Below are 2454 nucleotides of genomic sequence, written 5' to 3'. Positions count from 1 at the left end.
AGCCCGCAGTCTGTTTCACTCGCTTCACTCCCCGAGTTGCGATTCGGGAGCCCGCAGTCTGTTTCACTCGCTTCGCTCGCTCAAGCAGACTAATTTACGGATTACTATTAAGCGAACTTAAGAGGACTACTTTAAAAGTCATTGAAGTGAGATGAGCTCAAAAAGGGCTGTTTTCTATTTTTTCCCTATTTTCTTCTCGTTATTGGTAAAATAAAAAAGGGATTTAACTACCCAAAAGGCTCGATTAATGTTTATCTGGAAGGAGCATCTTGATAAGGTAAATCCCTATAATCAGGACCAGCAAACTGAAGAGGGCCTGCATTAGTGCCTGATATTTTGGATTGAAAAGGGCAATTATTGCCTCCTGCATATTGAAGAAAAAAGAAAACAGGGCGATAAAAATAAGCGCCAGAAGAACGATCAGCACAGCTGCATTTACGAGTTTTTTGAATGACGGATCATTATTTTCCTGTGTGTTGCGTTCTGCAGGTATTCGGACTTCCACAGAGTTTTGCCCTGTATTTTTTTCCTCAATGTAAGGGCTATCTTCTTTTCCAGCCATGTAATTCCTCATCCCCATTCCTTTTACTATCAAGTCCCCTGTTTATTACACCTGCAGCAAGCAGGAGAACTATGCACATGCCCAAACCCTCAAAACCGGGAGTCGAACTCTTGGAATCAGAAGTTCCCTCTTCTTCGGGGAGTTCAACAGGAGTGCCTTCCTCCACAAGCGGGTAATTTTTGACAACATTCCTCTCTATTTTGTCCATTTTTATTGGCTCGGTGGTTTCGGAAGTGATTATTTCCTGCCCATTTTCTTCCACAGTAACTGAAAATGTATATTCTGCTCTTCTAGGGAACACAAAGCGCACATGCCCTCTTAGCTGGCCTGAGCCTTTGATAATCCCCAGGTCATCGCTTTCGGTGTATGAAGTGTATTCATCTGCTTTTGCAGTGACTATCATGGTCAGAGCTTTTGAATCTCCTCCCTGATTATAAATTCCGGGAGAAATATCCACAACAGCCTTTGCATCCCTGTCAGTGAACTGGGTAATTACAAGATTCATATCTGTAAGCAGGATATCAGCCGGCTGGTCAACGGCGAGCTCTGCCTTTATGGTGACAAATTCACTCCATGAACTGAGAAGCTGGCCTTCCTGGAAAAGCTGAGCCTCCACTTCATAATTCCCGGGTTTCACAGTTCCCAGAGACACTGCATTGTAAGCCAGAGATTGGGCTTTGACGTAACCCATATCCACATCTTTTTCCGCCACTATAAGGCTGGTCTCCTCGTCGATAATTTTTACTTTGACAGAAAGCATAGAACTGTCAGTGTCCTGGTCATTGCGGATATAAGGAGTAACTGTCAGAAGGGTGTTCTCTCCCTGCTGAGTGGACATTACATCTATATCCTGGATGAAAACCTCATTATATTCCCTGAAAACATCTTTCGAATCCCCGGAACAGCCAGAAGAGAGGATTATAATCAGCAAAATGCTGATTAAAAACCCTCCATACAAAAAAGGAGATTTATTCGGTTTTACACATAGCCTTAATCTCATATAACCAGATCCGCATTATAGCTTTACTTTAAGTACAAGGGTCTGGGTATCAAGCAGATAATCCCCCTTCATCAGGTTTACATACACATTGGTTTCTCCATTGGGGGCATCTTCCAGAACAGGAAGTTCTGCACCTCTTGTATAGGATGTTCCTCCTTTTGCCATTGATTCGGTGATATTAACCGTTGCGTTGTTCCCTATCAGCTTATTTTCTATATCTACTACCACATACATGGAATCTCCGGCTATGGTTGACTGTCCATGGTTCTTTACAGAGAATTTCACGGTGGCATTCTCACCTTTTTTAGCTTCCCAGGTAGAAACAGGGGGAGATGCACGCAGCTTGTCCATGCTTTCGGCAAAGCCGACAAACTGAAGTTTTGCATCAGGAAGGACAACTATCTGGACAGGCACGGTCTTCGTATTAATTACAGGTTTTTCTTCTTCGTCAATACCTGAAGCATATGACAGGGTCAGTGTCGATGTATTTTTATCAAAAGAGGGAGCCATAACCCTGAAACTTAAAGCAGCCTTACTTTTTGCAGGAATATTGACCTGTGTACCTGGTCCTACGATTGTAAACGGATCAAAAGAACTTACAGACACCGAGTCAATTGCCTGGGTGCTGTTGTTATTTAATACAGTCACGGAAACATCCTGCTCATTAAACTCCTTGATTACCAGGGGTTCCATGCTCACAGCCAGATCTTCCGGACTGACCGGTGAGTTTGTCTTTGTCGATGCACAGCCGGATATAAAAATTACCGAAATAAGTAACATCAAAGCCAGCAACTTTTTCATATCATTACCCTCCTCAAATCTCATATCCGGGTGTTGTCTTTTAAACATTGGGCAGAAATACGAAGAGTCTAATAAGGGTCTAATAAGAATC

3 protein-coding genes are annotated in these 2454 nt (G+C 42.9%); all 3 read right to left on the bottom strand.

Going from position 1 to position 2454, the window contains the following annotated elements; genetic code table 11:
* Positions 1 to 244 precede the first annotated feature (244 nt).
* The 3 genes from PLL47_RS14775 to PLL47_RS14765 all read right to left on the bottom strand — a co-directional run bounded on the left by PLL47_RS14775 (position 245) and on the right by PLL47_RS14765 (position 2363).
* On the bottom strand, positions 245 to 562 hold the full coding sequence (locus PLL47_RS14775) for a DUF8060 family membrane protein (RefSeq protein WP_324447329.1): 318 nt from the start codon (positions 560 to 562) through the stop codon (positions 245 to 247).
* Positions 543 to 1493, bottom strand: a complete 951-nt coding sequence (locus PLL47_RS14770; RefSeq protein ID WP_324447327.1) for a DUF7490 domain-containing protein — start codon at positions 1491 to 1493, stop codon at positions 543 to 545. Before PLL47_RS14770 ends, PLL47_RS14775 begins: the two co-directional genes overlap by 20 nt.
* An 84-nt stretch (positions 1494 to 1577) precedes the next feature.
* Complete coding sequence (locus PLL47_RS14765; protein WP_324447325.1) at positions 1578 to 2363, bottom strand: COG1361 family protein; 786 nt, start codon at positions 2361 to 2363, stop codon at positions 1578 to 1580.
* Positions 2364 to 2454: the final 91 nt, after the last annotated feature.

This window comes from Methanosarcina sp., assembly GCF_035390745.1.
Lineage (GTDB): Archaea > Halobacteriota > Methanosarcinia > Methanosarcinales > Methanosarcinaceae > Methanosarcina.
This window is presented reverse-complemented; position numbering and strand designations above follow the sequence as displayed.